15 protein-coding genes are annotated in these 17,426 nt (G+C 69.6%); 11 read left to right on the plus strand and 4 right to left on the minus strand.

The features are described from left to right. Nucleotides 1-62: 62 nt before the first annotated feature. Nucleotides 63-536 (plus strand): GbsR/MarR family transcriptional regulator, encoded by a 474-nt coding sequence (locus tag ACYVOK_RS10190; protein WP_460662048.1) that lies wholly within the window; start codon nt 63-65, stop codon nt 534-536. On the opposite strand, the gene ACYVOK_RS10195 is transcribed toward ACYVOK_RS10190, so the two are convergent. Then, nucleotides 502-3,162 carry an adenylate/guanylate cyclase domain-containing protein gene (locus ACYVOK_RS10195; protein ID WP_460662049.1) on the minus strand — a complete coding sequence of 887 codons (2,661 nt, stop codon included), beginning with the start codon at nt 3,160-3,162 and terminating at the stop codon, nt 502-504. The genes ACYVOK_RS10190 and ACYVOK_RS10195 overlap by 35 nt on opposite strands. 510 nt (nt 3,163-3,672) lie before the next feature. On the opposite strand from ACYVOK_RS10195, the gene ACYVOK_RS10200 reads away from it, so the two are divergent. From ACYVOK_RS10200 to ACYVOK_RS10220, 5 genes are all read left to right on the plus strand, one after another. Beyond that, nucleotides 3,673-5,358: a nitrite/sulfite reductase gene (locus ACYVOK_RS10200; protein ID WP_460662050.1), complete on the plus strand. Its 1,686-nt coding sequence runs from the start codon at nt 3,673-3,675 to the stop codon at nt 5,356-5,358. 219 nt (nt 5,359-5,577) lie between these two features. Next, a complete protein-coding gene (locus ACYVOK_RS10205) occupies nt 5,578-6,264 on the plus strand; it encodes a phosphoadenylyl-sulfate reductase (protein ID WP_460662051.1) in 687 nt (228 codons plus the stop codon). Between the two features lie 118 nt (nt 6,265-6,382). Next, the gene (gene cysD, locus ACYVOK_RS10210) at nt 6,383-7,318 is read left to right on the plus strand and encodes a sulfate adenylyltransferase subunit CysD (protein WP_460662052.1); all 936 of its coding nucleotides are present in this window, start codon (nt 6,383-6,385) and stop codon (nt 7,316-7,318) included. After that, nucleotides 7,318-8,613 (plus strand): sulfate adenylyltransferase subunit 1, encoded by a 1,296-nt coding sequence (locus tag ACYVOK_RS10215; protein WP_460662053.1) that lies wholly within the window; start codon nt 7,318-7,320, stop codon nt 8,611-8,613. The genes cysD and ACYVOK_RS10215 overlap by 1 nt, the downstream gene beginning before the upstream one ends. After that, nucleotides 8,610-9,404 carry a sirohydrochlorin chelatase gene (locus ACYVOK_RS10220; RefSeq protein ID WP_460662054.1) on the plus strand — a complete coding sequence of 265 codons (795 nt, stop codon included), beginning with the start codon at nt 8,610-8,612 and terminating at the stop codon, nt 9,402-9,404. The genes ACYVOK_RS10215 and ACYVOK_RS10220 overlap by 4 nt, the downstream gene beginning before the upstream one ends. On the opposite strand, the gene solA is transcribed toward ACYVOK_RS10220, so the two are convergent. Next, nucleotides 9,401-10,537 carry an N-methyl-L-tryptophan oxidase gene (solA, locus tag ACYVOK_RS10225; protein ID WP_460662055.1) on the minus strand — a complete coding sequence of 379 codons (1,137 nt, stop codon included), beginning with the start codon at nt 10,535-10,537 and terminating at the stop codon, nt 9,401-9,403. The genes ACYVOK_RS10220 and solA overlap by 4 nt on opposite strands. Before the next feature lie 53 nt (nt 10,538-10,590). Here solA and ACYVOK_RS10230 point away from each other — a divergent pair, with 53 nt between their 5' ends. Both ACYVOK_RS10230 and ACYVOK_RS10235 read left to right on the plus strand, forming a co-directional pair. After that, the gene (locus ACYVOK_RS10230; protein WP_460662056.1) at nt 10,591-10,818 is read left to right on the plus strand and encodes a ribbon-helix-helix protein, CopG family; all 228 of its coding nucleotides are present in this window, start codon (nt 10,591-10,593) and stop codon (nt 10,816-10,818) included. Continuing rightward, the gene (locus ACYVOK_RS10235) at nt 10,818-11,957 is read left to right on the plus strand and encodes a Clp protease N-terminal domain-containing protein (protein WP_460662057.1); all 1,140 of its coding nucleotides are present in this window, start codon (nt 10,818-10,820) and stop codon (nt 11,955-11,957) included. The genes ACYVOK_RS10230 and ACYVOK_RS10235 overlap by 1 nt, the downstream gene beginning before the upstream one ends. Nucleotides 11,958-12,080: 123 nt before the next feature. Here ACYVOK_RS10235 and ACYVOK_RS10240 read toward each other — a convergent pair whose 3' ends face one another. Beyond that, the gene (locus tag ACYVOK_RS10240) at nt 12,081-12,950 is read right to left on the minus strand and encodes a PPK2 family polyphosphate kinase (protein ID WP_460662058.1); all 870 of its coding nucleotides are present in this window, start codon (nt 12,948-12,950) and stop codon (nt 12,081-12,083) included. A 17-nt stretch (nt 12,951-12,967) separates the two neighbouring features. Then, the gene (gene zapE, locus ACYVOK_RS10245) at nt 12,968-14,008 is read right to left on the minus strand and encodes a cell division protein ZapE (protein ID WP_460662059.1); all 1,041 of its coding nucleotides are present in this window, start codon (nt 14,006-14,008) and stop codon (nt 12,968-12,970) included. A 91-nt stretch (nt 14,009-14,099) separates the two neighbouring features. On the opposite strand from zapE, the gene ACYVOK_RS10250 reads away from it, so the two are divergent. From ACYVOK_RS10250 to ACYVOK_RS10260, 3 genes are read left to right on the plus strand one after another with little or no spacing between them, the layout of a single operon-like run. Continuing rightward, entirely contained in the window at nt 14,100-15,047 is a 948-nt protein-coding gene (locus ACYVOK_RS10250; protein ID WP_460662060.1) for an aldo/keto reductase, read from the plus strand. After that, nucleotides 15,044-16,396, plus strand: coding sequence for a GH1 family beta-glucosidase (locus ACYVOK_RS10255; protein WP_460662061.1), 1,353 nt, complete (start codon nt 15,044-15,046; stop codon nt 16,394-16,396). The genes ACYVOK_RS10250 and ACYVOK_RS10255 overlap by 4 nt, the downstream gene beginning before the upstream one ends. A gap of 49 nt (nt 16,397-16,445) precedes the next feature. Next, a complete protein-coding gene (locus tag ACYVOK_RS10260) occupies nt 16,446-17,420 on the plus strand; it encodes a zinc-binding dehydrogenase (RefSeq protein ID WP_460662062.1) in 975 nt (324 codons plus the stop codon). Nucleotides 17,421-17,426: the final 6 nt, after the last annotated feature.

Here is a 17,426-nt window from a genome sequence, read left to right on the forward strand (position 1 = left end):
CCTGACCGGGAGCGGGCGCTTCAACTATCAGAACGTTGTGATAGTTGGAGTAGGATGCGGCCATGCCGCCTGAACCCACCCCGGAAGAGATCAGTCAGTTCGTCGAGCGGTTCGCCGGGGTGCTGGCGAACAGCGGCGTCCCGACGATGTCCGCCCGGGTGATCGGGCGGATGCTGGTCAGCCCGACCGGCACCATGACGTCCGCCGAGCTCGCGGAGTCGCTGCGGATCAGTCAGCCGGCCGTGTCCGGCGCCGTACGGCAACTGCTGCAGCTGTCGTTCATCTCCCGGGAGCGGATCCCCGGCTCCCGCAAGGACCACTACCGGATCCGCGACGACGTCTTCTCCGCGATCCTCGAGCGCCGCAACAGCGCGCTCGCCGAATGGGAGTCGACCAGTCGCTCCGGCGCCGCCCTGTTCGGCGAGGACACCGCCGTCGGCCGCCGCCTGACCGAGGCCGCCGACTTCTTCGCCTTCATCCACAAGGACCTCGACCAACTCCTCAAGTCCTGGCGGGCGGAACACGGGCCGCGGTAGACGGCGGCATGTCCCGGAACCGGACGAGCAGATCCTCGACGCGTTCCGACCGGCCCTGACGGCGGTGCGCCTCCCACTCCTCGGGTGACATCACGCCGCCGATCAGGTCGAGCGCCTCCGCGAGTTCCTCGTCCGCCTGCGGATTCGGCATCTCGAGCCGCTGACCCATCGCCTCCTCCGCTCCGAACAGGTGGGCGGCGCCGGCCGGATCGTCGCGCCGCAGGAGGATGTTCATCACGGTGTTCGCGAACGCCATGGTCAAGCTCGGGTTGCCGAGCGCGACGATCGTGTCGACCAGGCCGCGCGCCAGTTCGGTCGCCTCGTCGAGGCGGTCCGTGACGGTGAGCAGGTAGGCCAGGTTCTGGCCCTGGGTCGCGGCCTCGTGGACGTCGCCGATGTCCTCGAGGATCGACAACGACTCCTTCATCAGCGCCTCGGCACCAGCGAGCCGGCCAAGTTCTGCCTCGACGCCGCCGAGGTTTCCCAGCACCCGTGCGAGTCCACCGCGGTCATCGAGATCCCGCTGCAGGTCGAGCGCTTCCTGCAGCGTGCGACTGGCCGCTTCGACGTCTCCTGCCCGTCCTTGAGCGGTCCCGAGCAGGCTCAGCGCGAGCGCGACGGTGGGCGGGTCATCCTGCGTCCTTGCCATCGCCAGGCCTCTGACTGCCACCTCGTGGGCGCGTTCGATCTCGCCCTGCTGCAGAAGCAGATTTCCCAGCCCCCGCAGGCAGACAGCGAGGTCGCGCGACGGTGTTCGGCCGGCCCGCTCCACGACGCGTTCGTGCCAGCGACGCCCCTCGGCCACGTACCCTCCCACCACCCACAGCCAACTGAGGGCGGCGCACAGTCGGAGGCCGACGGCGAGATCACCGGCGCCGTCGTCGGGCCCTTCCGACGGCACCGCCCAGTCGAGTGCGGCGCGAAAGTTGCCCAGCTCGGTCCTGGCCAGCTCGAGGCTCGTCCAGACCGCCGACTCCCGCATCGCCCGCAGGTTCTCGGCGAGACCGGCGTAGTACGTCGCATGCGCGCGGTGAGCGAGCTCCGCCTCGCCGGAGGCCCGTAGCTCGTCGTCGGCGTACCGGCCGATCGTCTGCAGCAGCGAGACCCTCGGTTCTCCGTCCGGACCGTCGCCGATCATGACCAGGTTCGCGTCATGGAGTTCCGCGATCGCCTCGAGCGGGTCTGCCGGCTCGGCGGGGCCGAAGGCAACAGCCGCGACCGCCTCGAGGTCCGCCCCGCCGGAGAAGGCGGCCAGGCGACGGAAGACGCTGCGATGCGCCGGGTCGAGCAGACGGTAGGACCACGCAATGGTCTGGCGGAGCGTCCGCTGCCGCTCGGGCGTCACGCTGCTCCGGGAATCGAGGTCGAGGGCTTGATCGATGCGGCCGAACAACGCCTTGGGGCTCAGCACCTTGATCCGGGTCGCGCACAGCTCGATGGCGAGAGGCAGGCCGTCCAGGCGGCGGCAGATCGCCACCACCTCGGCCACGTTGCTCTCCGTGAGACTGAACTGAGGCCGCACGGCCCGCGCGCGTTCGACGAAGAGCTGGACGGCTGCGAAGCTCTCGGCCGCGGCGACAGTCACGTCGTCCGGCAGAGCCAGCGGCTGGACCGGGAACTGATGTTCGGCAGCCAGCCCGAGCGGTCGCCGCGACGTGGCGAGGACGCCGACGCCGGGCGCCGCTTCGAGGATGCGGGCGACGACCCTGTCGGCGCCCTCCAACTGCTCCAGGTTGTCCAGGACGAGCAGGAGTGAGCGGCGCGCCAGATGGGCGAGCAGCCGCTCGGGCCGGCGCGCGGCCGGTGGAACGTCGAGCATTTCCGCGACCGACGTCCACATCACCGACTCGGTGCGCACCGCCGCGAGGGGTACGAAGTACACACCGTTGCCGAAGCCGGCAGACAACCGCTCGGCCGCCGCGCCGGCCATCCGCGTCTTGCCAGCCCCGCCGGGTCCGGTGAGTGTCACCAGGCGGACGTCCGGCGCACGGAAGATCTCCGTCAGACGTGCCAGGTCGTCGTCCCGGCCGATCAGAGGCGTCGCCGGCGCGGGCAGGCTGGTCGCCGTACCTACTGTGCGGAGTGGCGGGAAGTCCTCCCGCAGCCCGCGGACGATCAGCTGATAGAGGTGTTCCGGCTCGGGGATGTCCTTCAGGTGGTGTACGCCGAGATCACGCAGCGACGTGCCCTCGGGGAAGGCGCCGCGGACGAGTTCGCCGGTCGCGGCGGAGATCACCACTTGGCCGCCGTGCGCGGCGGCGGCGATGCGCGCCGCCCGGTGCACGTCCATGCCCCAGTAGTCGCCGTCGAGCACACCGGGCGAACCTGTGTGGACGCCCATGCGGACGAGCAGCCGTTCACCACCCGGCCACTCGTGGTCGTCGAGTGACCGCTGCGCCGCGGCGGCCGCTTCGATCGCCTCGACCGCTGTACGGAAGACCACGAAGAAGCTGTCGCCCTCGGTCGACATCTCCGTACCGCCGGTGGCCGCCCACACCCTCCGCAGGATGCGGCGGTGGTCTTCCAGCACCTCGACGTACTCCGGCCCCAGCCGGGTGAGCAGCACCGTGGACCCCTCGATGTCCGAGAACAACATCGAGACCGTCCCCACCGGCACACCACTCATCCGCCCACCCCACGTCCCCTCAGTATCCCTCAGCGGCCGCCCCTCACTCCCGAAGGTGCGACGAGATCTCCTCCGTCGAACCTGGTCAATGTGAGCCATCTCTCGGTCGCGCGCCGCCTCGAGCCAAGTGTCGCCGAACACTGGTGCCGGACGCCGAAACCGGCCCGGATCAATCTCGAGTGGACTGATCGGGTTAGCCACATCGTGAGACTTGGTCTCACAATGCAGGATTGGGAGTTGATTTGTCAGGCGTTGGCGCTGACTCTTATCAGCATGCTCGCTGCCCGCTCCACTCATCTCGTAGGTCGGATTCACGTCGACCTCGGGCGGATGCGCAGCGCCATCTGTTGTCCTTCGATGTTCTGACAGCCACCCTGCCCGGGCCAATGACGGCCCCCTGATCACCCCCGATCACCGCTGGGTGCGCACCGCGGAACGCATCGAACCGACGACGCTTCGATCCCGCAGCCCGCGGACGCACCTGTCACGAGGACAAGGACACCCTCCCGGATGACTGGCGTCACGTCTGCTCCCCGCAAGCCCGCCCGCCCCCGCAAGGGCAAGGGCGAAGGTCAGTGGGCGCTCGGCTATCGCGAGCCGCTGAACAAGAACGAGGAGAACAAGAAGAACGACGACGGCCTCAACGTCCGGGCCCGGATCGAGAACATCTACGCGCACCGCGGCTTCGACTCGATCGACCCGGCCGACCTGCGCGGCCGGTTCCGCTGGTGGGGTCTGTACACCCAGCGCAAGCCGGGGATCGACGGCGGCAAGACCGCGACGCTGGAGCCGGAGGAACTGGACGACCGCTACTTCATGCTGCGGGTCCGGATCGAGGGCGGCCAGCTCAGCACCGAGCAGCTGCGGGTGATCGCCGAGGTGTCCAGCAGCTACGCGCGCGACACCGCCGACATCACCGACCGGCAGAACATCCAGCTGCACTGGATCCGGGTCGAGGACGTCCCGGCGATCTGGCAGAAGCTCGAGGCCGTCGGTCTCTACACCACCGAGGCCTGCGGTGACGTCCCGCGCGTGGTGATCGCCAGCCCGGTCGCCGGCATCGCCGCGGACGAGATCATCGACCCGACCCCGGCCATCAACGACATCGTCGAGAAGTACATCGGCTCCACCGAGTTCTCGAACCTGCCGCGCAAGTTCAAGACCGCGCTGACCGGTCACCCCTCGCACGACGTCGTACCCGAGGTGAACGACATCGCGTTCGTCGGCGTGGTGCACCCCGAGCACGGGCCGGGCTTCGACCTGTGGGTCGGCGGCGGACTGTCGACCAACCCGATGCTCGCCCAGCGGCTCGGCACCTGGATCCCGCTCGAGGAGGTGCACGAGGCCTGGTGGGGCGTGACCAGCATCTTCCGCGACTACGGCTACCGGCGCCTGCGGAACCGGGCCCGGCTGAAGTTCCTGGTCGCCGACTGGGGTGTGGAGAAGTTCCGGGAGGTACTCGAAACCGAGTACCTCAAGCGCAAGCTGATCGACGGTCCCGCGCCGGAGATCCCGGCGGTCCAGGGCGACCACGTCGGCGTCCACCAGCAGAAGGACGGCCGGTACTACGTGGGCGTGGCGCCGGTGGTCGGCCGGGTGTCCGGCAGCTCCCTGGCCAAGGTGGCCGACGTGGTCGCGGCGCACGGCTCGGACCGGATCAGGACCACCGCCCAGCAGAAGCTGATCGTGCTCGACGTCGAGGAGTCGAAGGTCGAGTCGCTGGTCCAGCAGCTCGACGAGCTCGGCTACCAGGCGCGGCCGTCGGGCTGGCGGCGGAACACGATGGCCTGCACCGGAATCGAGTTCTGCAAGCTGGCGATCGTCGAGACCAAGGCCCGGGCGGCCGAACTGATCGGCGAGCTCGAGCAGCGGATCCCCGAGCTCGACGTGCCGATCACGGTCAACGTCAACGGCTGCCCGAACTCCTGCGCCCGGATCCAGGTCGCCGACATCGGTCTCAAGGGCCAGCTGGTCCGCGATGCCGACGGCAACCAGGTGCCGGGGTACCAGGTCCACCTCGGCGGTGGCCTCGGCCTCGACGCCGGCTTCGGCCGCAAGCTGCGCGGCCACAAGGTCACCTCGGCCGGTCTGGCCGACTACGTGGAGCGGGTCACGCAGAACTACCTGAAGGAGCGCAACGAGGGCGAGCGATTCGCCCAGTGGGTCACCCGTGCGGATGAGGAGGCTTTGGCGTGAAGGAGCGACGCGAGTTCGCCATCCAGCAGAGCAGTGCATCACTCATCGTCGCCGCAGCGAAGCGAGGACGTCGATGAGTGAGCGAGCAGCACCGCTTTATTGCCCCTATTGCGGTGACGAGGACCTCCGGCCTTCGGAGGAAGGGCACGGCGCGTGGGAGTGCCGGCCGTGTGCACGGGTGTTCCAGCTCAAGATGATCGGACTGCGGGTGACGGTGGAATGACGACGGATCTGAAGACGCTCGCCGAAGAGGCGAACGAACGACTAGCCGACGCCTCGGCGCAGGAAGTGCTGGCGTGGGCGCGGGAGACCTTCGGTGACGAACTGGTGGTGACCGCCTCGATGGCAGACGGGGCACTCCCCCACCTCGCGGCCGAGGCGGCCCCAGGTGTGGATGTGCTGTTCATCGACACGGGCTACCACTTCGCCGAGACCATCGGCACCCGCGACGCGGTGGCGGCGACGCTGCCGATCAACCTGATCAACGCCACTCCGAAACAGACCGTCGAGGAGCAGGACGCGGAGTACGGCGAGAAGCTCTACGCCCGCGAGCCGGACAAGTGCTGCGCACTCCGCAAGGTCGAGCCGCTGAACCGGTACCTGTCCGGCTACAAGGCCTGGGTGACCGGCATCCGCCGCGAGGAGGCCCCGACCCGGGCGAACACGCCGATCGTCGAGTACGACGCCAAGCGCGACATGGTGAAGCTCAACCCGATCGCGCCGTGGACCCAGGCGGACCTGGACTCCTACATCGCCGACAACGGCGTACTGGTGAACCTGCTCCAGTACGACGGCTACCCGTCCATCGGCTGCGAGCCGTGCACCCAGCGCGTGGCACCCGGTGAGGACCCGCGCAGCGGCCGCTGGGCCGGCACCGGCAAGGTCGAATGCGGGCTCCACGTATGACTGTGCTTTCGGCCGGGCCTTCGGCGCCGGCGGGGTCATGGGGCCTTGGCTCCCGGCCTTCCCTCGTCGCTCCAGTCGCTTCGCTCCCTCCGCTCCTCAGTCCAGGCCGGGAGGCCCCATGACCACCACCATCGACGCCCCGGAGGCCACCCTGTCGACCACCGCAGTCACCGAGCTGGACGCTCTGGAGAGCGAGTCGATCTTCGTGTTCCGTGAGGTGGCGGCCGAGTTCGAGCGGCCGGTGATCCTGTTCTCCGGCGGCAAGGACTCGATCGTGATGCTGCACCTGGCCCGCAAGGCGTTCGCGCCGGCCGGGGTGCCGTTCGCCTTGCTGCACGTGGACACCGGGCACAACTTCCCCGAGGTGCTGGCCTACCGCGACTCGGTGGTCGAGCGGCTCGGCCTGCGCCTGGAGGTCGCCAGCGTCGAGGAGTACATCGCCGACGGCCGGCTGCGCGAGCGCTCGGACGGGACCCGGAACCCGCTGCAGACGATTCCGTTGCTGGACGCAATCAACGGGCACCGGTTCGACGCGGTGTTCGGCGGCGGCCGCCGGGACGAGGAGCGGGCCCGGGCCAAGGAGCGGATCTTCAGCCTGCGCGACGAGTTCGGCCAGTGGGACCCGCGGAACCAGCGGCCCGAGCTGTGGTCGCTGTACAACGGCAGGCACCGGCCGGGCGAGCACGTCCGGGTGTTCCCGCTGTCCAACTGGACCGAGCTGGACGTGTGGCACTACATCGAGCGGGAGCAGATCGAGCTGCCGAGCATCTACTACGCGCATGAGCGGGACGTGTTCGAGCGCGACGGCATGTTGCTTGCCGTGGGCCCCTACTCGCAGCCGCGCGACGGCGAGACCGTCACCCGGCGCGTGGTGCGCTACCGCACGGTCGGCGACATGTCCTGCACCGGCGCGGTCGCCTCGACCGCGGCGTCCGCGGCGGAGGTCGTGGTCGAGGTCGCGGCCAGCGAACTGACCGAGCGCGGCGCGACCCGGGCCGACGACCGGGTCAGCGAAGCGGCGATGGAAGACCGCAAGCGGGAAGGGTACTTCTAATGAGCACACTCCTCCGGCTTGCCACCGCAGGCTCGGTCGACGACGGCAAGTCCACGCTGGTCGGCCGGCTGCTGCACGACTGCAAGGCGATCCTGGCCGACCAGATCGCCCACGTGCAGACGGTCTCCGAGGCCCGCGGCGGTGACTTCGACTTCGCCCTCCTCACCGACGGCCTGCGGGCCGAGCGTGAGCAAGGCATCACCATCGACGTCGCCTACCGGTACTTCGCGACCGAGAAGCGCTCGTTCATCCTGGCCGACTGCCCCGGACACGTGCAGTACACCCGCAACACCGTGACCGGTGCGTCGACTGCGGACGTGGTGATCATCCTGGTCGACGCACGGCACGGCGTCCTCGAGCAGACCCGCCGGCACCTGGCCGTCGCGGGCCTGCTCCGGGTGCCGCACGTGGTTCTCGCGGTGAACAAGATCGACCTGGTCAACTACGACGAGGCCGTCTTCACCGGGATCGCCAAGGATGTCGCGCAGCTGGCCGACCAGCTCGGCATCGCCGACGTGCACGCCATCCCGGTGTCTGCACTGATCGGGGACAACGTCGTCGAGCGCTCGGCCGAGACCTCCTGGTACGACGGCCCGACGCTGCTGGAGTACCTGGAGAACGCGACCGGGCGGATCGACAACTCACAGCAGCCGCTGCGGTTCCCGGTCCAGTACGTGATCCGCCCGCAGACCGACGACGAGTACCGCGACTACCGCGGCTACACCGGGACAGTTGCCTCCGGCACCGTCTCGGTCGGCGACCCGGTGATCGTGCTGCCGGCCGGCCGCCGTACCTCGATCGCCGGGATCGACAAGCCCGTCGTCACCGCCACCTCGACCGCGGTCGCCGAACGGCCGTCCGCGGTCGCCGGTGAGGCCGTCACGGTCCGGCTGGCCGACGACATCGACGTCGCCCGCGGCTCCGTCATCGTCGCCGCCGACGCGTCCCCCGGCACCCGCCGGGAACTGGCCGCCACCGTGTGCTGGCTGTCGGACCGCCCGCTGACCGTGGGCGCCCGGCTGCTGATCAAGCACACCACCACCACCGCCCAGGCCATCGTGACCAAGATCAACGGCGCGCTGGACGTCACTGGCCAAGGCACGCTCTCCGTTCTGCCCGCCGACGGGCTCGAACTCAACGACATCGGCAAGGTGCAGCTCAAGGTCGCCGCACCGCTGGCCGCCGATCCGTACTCCAGCAACGCCATCACCGGATCGTTCCTGCTGATCGACGCCCACGACGGGTGGACGCTCGCGGCCGGCATGATCGACGACGAAGAAGGGGAACTGCTGTGACTGCTCCAGCGCTCGTGATCCTCGCCCACGGCAGCCGCGACCCGCGGTCGGCCGCCACCGTCCACTCGCTCGTCAAGTGCCTGCGCGACCTGCGTGACGACCTGCGGATCGAAGCCTCCTTCCTCGACCACTGCCCGCCCACGCCGTACCAGGTGATCGGCAAGCTCGCCGCCGAGGGTGTGGAGGAAGTCGTCGTCCTGCCGCTGCTGCTGTCCTCGGCGTACCACGCCCGGATCGACGTACCGGCCGTCGTCGACGAGGCCCGCACCCGGTTCCCGGACCTGCGGATCATCGCCTCCGAGGTCCTCGGGTACGACGAGTCGCTGCTCGACGTCCTGGATCGCCGGATGCGCGCCGAACTCAAGGACGGCCGGGTGCGGGAGCTGGACGCGCTCGTGCTGGCATGCGCCGGTTCGAGCGACTCGCAGGCGAACGCCAGCGTCACCCGCCTCGCGCGGCTGTGGGGTCAGCGGCACAAGCTGCCGGTGACTGCGGCCTTCACCTGCGCCGCGTCGCCGTCGCCGGCCGAGGCCGTCCTGCAGTGGCGGCTAGAGGGTCGTCGGCACGTGGCCGTCGGGTCGCTGTTCCTCGCGCCGGGTGTGCTGCCGGACCGCGCCGAGTCGACCGCCCGCCGGGCCGGCGCGGTGGCCGTGTCGCGGCCACTGGGTGTCAGCGCCGAGGTCGCGCGGCTCGTCCTGCTGCGGTACGGGGTCGCCGGTCTCGACCTGCTCACGCTGGCCCCGGCCCCGCGGCCGACGATCGTACGGCCTGAGCTGGTCCGCACCGCCTAGTAACGCGTGGGGTTGATGAAGGAGACGTCGGTGTACGGCGTCTCCTTCGTCGTGATCTGGGCCAGTAACTCACCGATACCCGCGCAGTGCTTGAAGCCGTGCCCGCTGTCGCCGCCGGCGATCACCAGGCGCTCGTCGCGCCGCCCGACCAGGAACTGGCCGTCGGGTGAGTCCGTGACCATGCACGGAATCACCTTCACCGGCTCCGGATCGAGATCGGGGAACGAGTCGGCGATGGCCGCCGCCAGCTCGCCGATGTCCTCCCGGGGGTGGATGTAGCGGTCGAGCTCGTCCGGGTCGAAGTCGGCGGCCCGTCGTGCGCCGTCGAGGCCGACCTTCACCAGGAAGTCCTCGTCGGATCCGTGACCCCAGAGTCCACGCCCGTCCGGGAACTCCCAGATGAACGCCGGGAAGTTCGTCAACTGGAACGCGTCCGACGCGGGGTCCTTGGGCTGGAACCAGAACAGCGGCGTACGGCGCGGTGACAGCGGCAGCGCGGGGACGAGCTTGCCCAACCAGGCGCCCGCACACACGACGACCTGATCTGCCTGGATGTCGACGGTCGGCGTCCGGACGGTCACGTGCCCCGGCCCGACGTCGATTCCGGTCACCATCGTGTGCGGGTAGACCGTGGCTCCCAGCCGCCGCGCCTCGGCGACGTGCGCACGCACGGTCGGCTCGGCGTAGCAGATCCCCGCGCCCGGATCCCAGACGGCCACGTCGTCCGGACGTACGGCGTACTGCGGGAAGCGGGCCGTCAGCTCGTCATGGCTCAGCTCGGTGGTCGGCGCACCGGCCTCGGCCGCGGCCCGGCGCGCGCCACTGACCGGGTGGCTGTCCGGACCGCCGACGTTGAGCGAGCCTGTCTGCCGGACGTAGACCTCCCCGGTCCGCTCCCCCAGCCCGGTCCACAACTCCAGCGACTTCCGCGCGATCGCGGTCAGCCCCGGATGTTCCATGCAGGCGACCCGGAACAGTCGCGTGCTGCCGTGCGAGGAGCCGAACGGGTGCCCGATCGCCTGCCGCTCGATGCCGATGACCTTCACCCCGCGCTCGGCCAACCGCCACAACGCGGCCGACCCGAACGCACCCAACCCCACCACCACGACGTCGGTCCCCAGGCTCTCCACCATGCGACCAATCCTGCACTGTCTCCGGATCCAGCTATCGTGATATCTTGCTATCCATGGCGAAGGAAGCGACGAAGAACATCCTGTTGCGGCTGGACCCGGACCTGGCCGAGCGACTGCAGACGGTCGCGTCCGTGGAGGGCCGTTCGGTGTCGGACGTGGCGCGGGAGGCGATCGCGGCGCTGGTGGACCAACGCCGTCAGGACCGCCGGTTCAGCCGTCTGCTGGACGAGACCCTCGCCCGCCACGAGGAGTCGCTGCGCCGCCTCCGCGGAGACGACTGATGCGGTTCCTCGACCAGTACGACGTACTCGCCGTGGCAGCCCGGGTGCTGCGCTGCGAGTCGGAGGACGCCGTACGCCGGACCGACCTCGACGCGGTCGATCGGGTCCTGACCGACGTACGACGGGCCAGCGGGCTGGCCGAGGCCGCCGGGGTGTTGCTGGCCGGACTGATTCAGGGACGGGCTTTCCGCGGGGCCAACCGGGTGGTGACGGTCGCGGTGGTGCTGCAGTTCGTCGCGGTGAATCACGCGGATCTCCGGCTCGAGCCGGTCGGCGACTGGGACGACCTGCTGGACCGGGTCGCCGCCGACCAGGCCACGCCCGCCGAGATCGCCGGCTTCCTCCGCGACCGGCTGACGCCGGACCGGGTCACCGCCGAGGATCTCCGTGAGCATCTCCGGGCCGAACTGCTGATCGAGGACGCGAACCTGCGCGGGCCCGGGGACGAGTTGCTGTGGAAGGGAGCCGGGATGTTCGAGAGGTTCGACGACGCGGCCCGGCGGGCCGTCGTCCTGGCGCAGGAGGAGGCGCGGCAACTCGGCCACGACTTCATCGGGACCGAACACCTGCTGCTCGGCGTGATCCACGAGGAGCACGGGGGCGGTGCGAAGGTGCTGACCGAGCCCCCGCACACGTCGCGCAGCAGTTGGGCTCGGCCGACCGGGATGGGCATCACCGTGCAAGCCGTTCGTGACCTCGTGGTGGAGATCGTCGGTTGCGGCAAGGGACAGGGCAGCAGCGGCACGATACCGTTCACGCCGCGGGCGAAGGCCACGCTGGAGCATGCTTACCACCAGGCCCGCCGCCTCGGGGCCGAGCAACTCGGCACGGAGCATCTGCTACTCGGTCTGCTGGACGACGGCGACGGTGTCGCCGCTCAGATCCTGAGGAAACTCGGCGCCGACCTCGACGACGTACGCCGCAGGGTCCAGGACTGGATCGACCATCGCCGTCGGATCGAGTCGGCCGTGTCCGGCTTCCTCACCGATGATGCTTCGACCGAGTGGAGCACCTTCGGCCGGCGCCACCACCTGCTGCACGAGCTCAACGCCGTACTGGACGAGAACGAACGGCTGCACGAGCAGGTCGCCGAACTCCGCGCCCTGCTCCGCCGCCACAACATCGACCCCGACTCCTGATCGGTGGTCAGGTAGTCGCCTGGAAGAGTTCCACCGGGTTGCCGGCCGGATCGTCGAGAAGGAGCTGCAAGTCGCCGCGGCCGGCTCCCGTTGCCCGTGCCACCTCGGCCGGTGGCTTACGGCTCAGGTGGCGGCGAGGCGCTTCTTTTCGGTGTCCACGTCGAAGTCGGCCGTCGGCCACGCCGGGTCGAGGGACCGGAGGGTCTCGAGCAGGATCGTGGTGACGGCCCAGTTGCGATACCACTTGCGGTCGCTCGGGATCACCAGCCACGGCGCCTCGGGGCTGTTGCAGCGTTCGAGGGCGGCCTCGTACGCCTCGGCGTAGGCCGGCCAGTGCTTACGCTCGTCGACGTCACCCGGGTTGTACTTCCAGTGCTTCGTCGGGTCGTCCAGGCGCGCCTCCAGGCGCAGCTTCTGTTCCTCCGGCGAGATGTGCAGGAAGCACTTCAGCACCGTCACGCCGTTCGCGGCCAACTCGGCCTCGAAGTCGTTGATCTGCCCGTAGCGGCGGTTCCACACCGGCGGCGCGACCAGGTTGCGGACCCTCGCGATCAGCACGTCCTCGTAGTGCGACCGGTCGAAGATCCCGATCATGCCCGGCTCGGGCAGCGCCTGCCGGATCCGCCACAGGAACCCGCGTCGCTTCTCGGCCGCCGTCGGCGCCTTGAACGACGTGATCTTCAGCCCCTGCGGATCCATCAGCCCCGCGCCGTGCCGGATGACACCGCCCTTGCCGGACGTGTCCATCCCCTGCAGCACCAGCAGCACGCTGCGCTGCCCACCCTTGCGGCCCTCGGCGTACAGGCGCTCCTGCCAGTCCGAGACCTCCGCGTCGAGGCCCTCCAGCGCGAGCTTGCCGTCTTCCTTGGAACCGGTGAACCCGGGCGTCGCACGCGTGTCGTACGTGCTCAGATCCACCGGCCCCGACGGCACTCGCAACTGCTCGAGCAACCCACCCCGGTTCGCCGCCTGGCTGTTCTTCTCCTTCGCCATCTGCCCATCCTGCCTCATCACAGCTGCTGTTGCCGCTGACGACGTTCCATGCCGGAGTTGGCCAGGGCGATCAGGCGGGAGAGGGCGCGGAGGTACTTCTTGCGGTAGCCGCCCTTCAGCATGTCGGCGGAGAACAGCTGATCCAGCGGGACGCCGCTGGCGAGCAGCGGAAGGTTCCGGTCGTACATCCGGTCCGCGAGCACGACCAGGCGGAGGGCGACGTTCTCGTCGGTCAGCGGACGGACTTCGGTGATGGCGACGGTCTCCACGCCGTCCAGCAGGGCGCCGTACTTGCTGGGGTGGAGTTCGGCGAGATGACGGTGCAGATCGACGAAGTGGTCGCAGGAGGCGTCGGCGCGCTCGGCGGCGGTGGTCTCGACCTGCTCGTCGGACCAGGGCTCGGGTGCGACCGGCAGGCCGCGGTGGCGGTAGTCCGGGCCGTCGATACGCCGTACGTCGAAGTGGGCGGCCAGGGCCTGGATCTCGCGAAGGAAGTCGATCGCCTGGAACCTGCCCTCGCCCAGCTTGTCGGGCAAGGTGTTGGAGGTGGCTGCGAGTTCGACACCGGCGGCGACCAGTTGAGCGAGCAGGCGGGAGATCAGCATCGTGTCGCCCGGATCGTCGAGCTCGAACTCGTCGATGCAGATCAACCGGTACGACGACAGCGCCTCGACCGCTGAACGTAGGCCGAGAGCACCGACCAGGTTGGTGAGCTCGACGAACGTGCAGTACATCTTCGGTCCGGACGCCTCGTGCCAGAGCGACGCGAGCAGGTGCGTCTTGCCGACGCCGAACCCGCCGTCGAGGTAGATGCCGGGCTTGCCGGGGTCTTCCGTGCGCTTGCGAAGCCGGGACCACAGACTCGGTTGGTGACGCGGCTTGGCCAGCGCAGCGGCGCGTTCGGTCAGGACGGCCAGGGCTTCGGCCTGCGAAGGTTCGTCCGGCGCCGGCCGGTAGGTGGAGAAACGTACGTCGGCGAAGCGCGGCGGCGGCACGCACTCGGACAGCAGCCGCTGCGAGCTCACCTCCGGCCACCGCTCGCTCAACCGAATCACCATGCGCCCAACCTTAGGTGTCCACCCCACCCGCGACCGTCTCGCCTGCCAAACCGCTCGGCAAACGCCTTCCCGTTGTCCGTAGGCTCCGGGCATGAACAAGGACTGGCTACGCCCTCTCGGCTCCACCGGCCTCACCGTCTCCGCCGTCTGCGCCGGCGGCAGCGGGATCGCCGGCATGCCCGCGGTCTTCGGGTACGACGTGACGCGGCAGGAGGCCGTCGACCTCGTACTGCGGGTGTTCGACAGCCCGCTCACGTGGATCGACACCTCCAACGGGTACGGCGACGGCGAGAGCGAACTGCGCATCGGCCAGGCCATCAAGGAGTACGGCGGACTGCCCGACGGCTTCCTGGTCGCGACGAAGGTGGACGCGCACGGCAACGACTACTCGGGTGCGCGGGTCCGGGCCAGTGTCGCGGAGAGCAAGGAGCGACTCGGGCTGGACGACCTGCCGCTGGTGTACCTGCACGACCCCGAGGCCCACGACTTCGAGTCGATGCGTGACGCGGTCGACACGTTGATGCAGTTGCGTGCCGACGGCGAGATCGGGCACGTCGGCCTGGCCGGCGGCGACACCCGCGAACTCGCCCGCTACCTCGACCTCGGCGGCTTCGAGGTGCTGCTCGTGCACAACCGCTGGAGCCTGGTCGACCACTCCGCGGGCGACCTGTTCCGGCGCGCGGTCGCCGACGGTCTCGGCGTGGTCAACGCGGCGATCTACGGCGGCGGGATCCTGGCGAATCCGCGGGGCTCGACGAAGTACGCCTACCGCGAGGCGGAGCCCGCCGTACTGGACGCCGTACGCGAGATGGACGACGCGTGCCGTGAGTACGGCGTCGACCTCGCGACCGCCGCGCTCCGGCACTCCACCGACAATCCGGACATCGCCGGCACCGTCGTCGGCATCAGCAAGCCGGCCCGGGTCGACGCGCTGCTCGCCGCACTGGAAACCGACCTGCCTGGCGAGCTCCTTAACCGGTTAGGTAGCCTGCTCCCCCAGGAGCGGTACTGGGTCGAGGGTCAGAAGGAGACATCGTGACGAACGGCTTCCCGCCCGGATTCACCTGGGGTGCGGCGACGGCGTCGTACCAGGTGGAGGGAGCGGTCTCCGAGGACGGGCGCGGCCCGAGCATCTGGGACACCTTCGCCCACTCACCCGGCACGATCGCGGACGGCACCACCGGAGACGTCGCCGCCGACCACTACCACCGGTTCGCCGAGGACATCCGGCTGCTGGCCGATCTCGGCCTGAAGGCCTACCGGTTCTCGATCGCGTGGCCGCGGATCATCCCGTCCGGCTCCGGCGTCACCAACCCGGCCGGCCTGACGTTCTACCGCCGGCTCGCCGAAACCTGCCTGGAGTACGGCGTCACGCCGTACGCGACTCTCTACCATTGGGACCTGCCGCAGCCGCTCGAGGATGCCGGCGGCTGGCTCGTGCGGGACACCGCCGAGCGCTACCGCGACTACGCGGCCGTCACGCATGCGGCGCTGTCGGACGTGCTCAAGCACTGGATGACGCTCAACGAGCCGTGGTGCTCGGCGTTCCTCGGCTACGGCAACGGCGAACACGCCCCCGGGCGGACCGAAGGCGCAGGCGCACTGAAGGCCGTGCATCACCTGCTCCTGGGGCACGGACTGGCTCTCGAGGCCATCCGCTGCCCCGAGGGTTCCTACGGGATCGCGCTCAACCCGGCGCCGATTCACGCCGCCTCGGACTCGCCCGCGGATCGCGACGCCGCCCGGCGGATCGACGGGTTGCGGAACCGGATGTTCCTGGAGCCGTTGCTGGCCGGCAAGTACCCGGCGGACGTCCTCGAGGACACCGGGATGACGGACTGGTTCGCAGAGCACGAGGCGGACCTGCCGCTGATCGGTGCACCGCTGGACTTCCTGGGCGTGAACTACTACTGCCCGACGACGGTGGCCGCGCCCGACGGTCCGGTCTCGTCGCCGGGCGGTCCGACCACCCAGCCGGGCAGCGAGAACGTCGTTGCCGTGGACACCGGTCTGCCGAAGACGCAGATGGGCTGGCCGATCCAGCCGAGCGGCTTGCGCGACATCCTGGTCACGATCAACAAGCTCGCCCCGGACCTGCCGCTGTACGTGACGGAGAACGGCGCGGCGTACCCGGACGAACTCACCGCGGACGGCACCGTCGAGGACCACGCACGGCAGGCGTACCTCGAGCAGCACATCGCGGTGTGCCGCGACCTGGTGTCCGAAGGCCTTCCGTTGAAGGGGTACTTCGCCTGGTCGCTGATGGACAACTTCGAGTGGGCGTTCGGCTTCAGCCGCCGCTTCGGCATCGTGTACGTCGACTACGCGACGCAGCAGCGCATCGTGAAGAAGAGCGGCCGTTGGCTGCGGGAGTTCCTGACCAGCTGACCTGGCGCGGCTTGACCTCAACTCTTCTTGAGGTTCTACCGTTCCGGGTGTGAAGACGATCAGATTGCACGAGTTCGGTCCGGCGGAGAACCTGCGGTACGAGGAGGCGCCGGACCCGGTGCCCGGCGAAGGCCAGGTCCTGATCCGGGTGGAGGCGGCCGGTGTCCATCTGGTCGATACGATGCTCCGCTCCGGGGCCGCGGGCGGCGGACCGATTCCCCTGCCGGAGCTGCCGACGATTCCCGGCCGTGAGGTCGCCGGCCGGGTCGAGGCGGTCGGCCCGCAGGTCGACCAGACGTGGATCGGCCGACGGGTCGTGGTCCACCTCGGCATGGTGCCCGGCGGGTACGCCGAACTCGCCGTCGCGAACGTCGAGTCGATCCACACACTTCCCGACCACGTCGACGCGGCCCAGGCGGTCGCCGCGATCGGGACCGGACGGACGACCGCCGGGATCCTGTCGCAGGCGAAGCTGACGGCGGAGGACGTCGTACTGATCACCGCGGCCGCCGGCGGGATCGGCAGCTACCTGGTGCAGGCGGCGCGCAATGTCGGCGCGACGGTGATCGGCCTGGCCGGAGGTCCGGAGAAGGTGGGGCTGGTCCGCGACCTCGGGGCGCACTACGCGGTCGATTACAAGGATCCGGACTGGACGGCGGCGCTCAAGCAGGAGCTGGGCGATCGGGCCATCACTGTTCTGCTGGACGGTGTCGGTGGAGAGAACGGTCAGCAGGCGTTCGAGCTGCTCGGGATCGGCGGCCGGGTGCTGATGTTCGGCTGGTCCGGCGGCGGCCCGATCCAGCTCACCACCGAAGACCTGATGGCACGCGGTCTCGCGGCGATCTGGGCGATCGGACCCAAGATGATGCCCAAACTCCGGGCGCTGGAGACCACCGCGCTCGAGGAGACGTTCTCCGGCCGCTGGCAGGCGGTGACCACCACCTTCCCACTGTCCGAGGCTGCCGAGGCGCACCGGGCGCTCGAGTCCCGCGCGAGCACCGGCAAGGTCGTCCTGGTCCCCTGACTTCCG

It is taken from the genome of Kribbella swartbergensis (assembly GCF_054784135.1).